Origin of the sequence: uncultured Lactobacillus sp. (genome assembly GCF_947367085.1) — a bacterium.
Classification (GTDB): domain Bacteria; phylum Bacillota; class Bacilli; order Lactobacillales; family Lactobacillaceae; genus Lactobacillus.
On the sequence record NZ_CANBCP010000100.1, the window covers coordinates 1 to 3261 of the forward strand.

2 protein-coding genes and 2 tRNA genes are annotated in these 3261 nt (G+C 36.4%); all 4 read left to right on the forward strand.

All coding sequences use genetic code 11. The features are described 5' to 3' along the window. Positions 1-20 precede the first annotated feature (20 nt). The 4 genes from Q0Y70_RS09725 to Q0Y70_RS09740 all read left to right on the forward strand — a co-directional run bounded on the left by Q0Y70_RS09725 (position 21) and on the right by Q0Y70_RS09740 (position 3174). A tRNA-Gly gene (locus Q0Y70_RS09725) sits at positions 21-95 on the forward strand. A gap of 40 nt (positions 96-135) precedes the next feature. After that, a tRNA-Pro gene (locus Q0Y70_RS09730) sits at positions 136-209 on the forward strand. 111 nt (positions 210-320) lie between these two features. Continuing rightward, positions 321-551: a hypothetical protein gene (locus Q0Y70_RS09735; RefSeq protein ID WP_297820474.1), complete on the forward strand. Its 231-nt coding sequence runs from the start codon at positions 321-323 to the stop codon at positions 549-551. Positions 552-702: 151 nt separating this feature from the next. Then, positions 703-3174, forward strand: a complete 2472-nt coding sequence (locus tag Q0Y70_RS09740) for an ATP-dependent Clp protease ATP-binding subunit (protein ID WP_297820477.1) — start codon at positions 703-705, stop codon at positions 3172-3174. The last annotated feature ends 87 nt before the right edge of the window (positions 3175-3261 follow it).

Consider the following 3261-nt stretch of genomic DNA (forward strand, 5'->3'; position numbering starts at 1 on the left):
GCTATAATCTTTTTTGTACTGCGGAAGTAGTTCAGTGGTAGAACATCACCTTGCCATGGTGGGGGTCGCGGGTTCGAATCCCGTCTTCCGCTCCAGTATAAAAGACTCACCGAAGTGTGAGTCTTTTTTATTTCTCGGGATGTGGCTCAGCTTGGTAGAGCGCTACGTTCGGGACGTAGAAGTCGCAGGTTCAAATCCTGTCATCCCGATTGGTAAATATTTTTTTGCAAAAACATTTTTCTTTACTTCATTCCGTGCTAGGATAAGGTTAGGCTCTAAACAGAGCCGTCTCCAATGCACCTGGAAGGACGAAGTTTATTATGAAAGAAAGAATTTATGTAGTCATGCACGCAAGTGTCAACCATGATTCACAAAAGAAAAATGGTTTGGTAAATATTTTGTATGCTTCCAAAGATCTTGAAAAGGCTAAGCAATTTAAGGAGAATCTTTCTCCATATGAAGTGGCTGCAGTTTATCCAATGCAATTAGATGAACAAATGTCAAATAATGACCAGCCCGCTCTTTCAATTCAATGGGACGATCTTCAATAATAAAAGATCCTGATTTTGGTCAGGGTCTTTTTATTGTTACAATATTTTAAAGAAAATAAAAAAATATTTTACAAGAAGATATTCAAGATTTAGAATATTTACTAACTTGTATTATTACTTATAAAAAGATAGTAAAGTAAGGCGGTGCGCAATGGAAAAATCATATAGCGATAGTGCTAGAGATGTATTACAGATTGCAAGAGAGCAAGCACAAAGCTTTCACCATCGAATAATTGGTACAGAGCATGTCTTATTGGCATTAGTTATTGAGGCTAATGGGGATGCCGGAAAGCTACTGCGTGAAAATGGGGTTACGCCAACCTTAGTTAGAGAAGAAATTGAGCGTTATACAGGATATGGATCTAGTCCTAAAGCGACTTACATGGAAATGTCCCCACGTTTAGATCTAGTTTTAAATTATGCTAAACAAAAGGCTAATAGTGTAAGTGCAGCTAAAATTGAAACAAATCATATTCTATTGGGATTGCTTGCAAGTAATCAAATTTTAGCAAGTTTGATCTTGAAAAATATTGGCTTAGATCCACAAATTTTAATAGATGAAATTAATGATGAATTAGGGAGTTCTAATATAAATTCAAATAATTTTGATAATAATTCAGCAACTGCTACGACTTCTTCTAAATCATTGACTCCAAACTTAGATAAAGTTGCAGTTAACCTCAATAATCGGGTTCGAGAAGGCAGCATTGATCCAGTTATAGGTCGTGATAAAGAAGTTAAGAGAGTAATTCAAATTTTATCTCGTCGTACCAAGAATAATCCAGTTTTGGTCGGTGAACCTGGCGTTGGTAAAACAGCAGTTGCTCAAGGTATTGCTGCTGCTATTGTTCATGGACAAGTACCAGATGATTTGGCACATAAACGTGTGATGGCACTTGATATGGGAAGTTTGATTGCTGGTACCAAGTATCGGGGTGAATTCGAAGATCGAATGAAGAAAATCTTGAATGAAATTCACCAAGATGGATCTGTGATTCTTTTTGTTGACGAAATGCATACTTTGATTGGAGCCGGTGGAGCTGAAGGGGCAATCGATGCTTCTAATATCTTAAAGCCCCCTTTAGCCCGGGGTGATATTCAAATGATTGGTGCCACTACTTTTGATGAATATCAAAAATACATTGAAAAAGATCAAGCTTTAGCGCGGCGTTTTCAAAGAGTAAAGATTGCAGAACCTACTAAGGCTCAAACAATTCAGATTTTGGAAGGATTAAAGCCAAAATATGAAGCCTTTCATAATGTACATATTACAGACGATGCAATTCAAGCAGCAGTAGACTTATCGGTCAGATATATTTCTAATCGTTTTTTGCCTGATAAAGCTATTGATTTGGTTGATGAGGCTAGTGCAGCTGTAAAAATTACAACTAAGGGTAAAGTAGATCCTAATTTAATCAAGTTGAACACTAAAATTAAGCAGACTATTAATCAAAAAGAACAAGCTGCTGAAAATCAAAACTTTGCTGAAGCTGCACGTTTGCATAATGAAGAAGATCAATTACAATTGCAGCGTGAAGCCTTGAATGAAAAGCTCTCAGCCAAAAATTCAAAGAGTGCCATTGTTGATGAAGCCCAAATTGCTAAAGTAGTTGCCCAGTGGACTGGTATTCCTGTAACTCGGATGAAAAAGAGTGAAACTAAGCGCTTAGCAAACTTAGAAGCAATCTTACATGAAAGAGTAATTGGCCAGCAGAGCGCTATTAGTGCTGTTAGTCGTGCAATTAGAAGAAGTAGAAGTGGCATTAAAGATGAAAATCGTCCAATTGGTTCATTTTTATTCTTAGGACCGACTGGTGTAGGTAAGACAGAATTAGCTAAAGCTTTGGCAGATGCGGTTTTTGGTTCTGAAAAGAATATTATTCGAGTAGATATGTCTGAATACATGGATCAGATTGCTACAAGTAAGTTAATCGGATCTGCACCAGGATATGTTGGCTATGAAGAAGGTGGACAGCTTTCTGAAAGAGTTCGCCGTAATCCTTATTCAGTAGTTTTACTTGATGAGGTAGAGAAAGCTCATCCTGATGTCTTTAATTTACTTTTACAAGTTTTAGACGAAGGATTTATGACAGATTCCAAAGGAAGAAAAGTTGATTTTAGAAATACGATCATCATTATGACTTCTAACTTGGGATCACGCTCAATTCAAGAAGATAAAACTGTGGGATTTGCAGCTGATAATGAAAGCCAAGATAAACTGAGAAAAGAAAAGATTAAAGCAGCTACTAAGCAATTCTTTAGACCAGAATTTTTAAATCGTATTGACGAAGTTGTTTCATTTGACAGTTTGAACAAAAAGCAATTACGTCAGATCGTTACTTTGCTGACGCATCGTTTAGTGGTTCGTTTAGCTAACCAAGAGGTAACTCTTAAAATTTCACCGGCCGCTTTAGATGTTTTAGCAAAAGATGGTTTTGATCCAGATAATGGTGCTCGTCCATTGAGAAGAGCTATTCAAAAAGATCTTGAAGATCCAATTGCTCAGTATTTGATTAGCGGTGAATTGAAGTCGGGACAAATCTTAAAGGTTGGAGCTCATCAAGGAAAATTGAAATTTAAAATTGAAGACGCTAAAAATAAAAACCTCGTAAAAAATTCTTGATTTTGACAAATTGATATTAAAATAGTAAAATAATTCTGTTTAAAAGGCTGAAATTCAGGATTTTGCTGATCTATTGTCCAGCAGAAT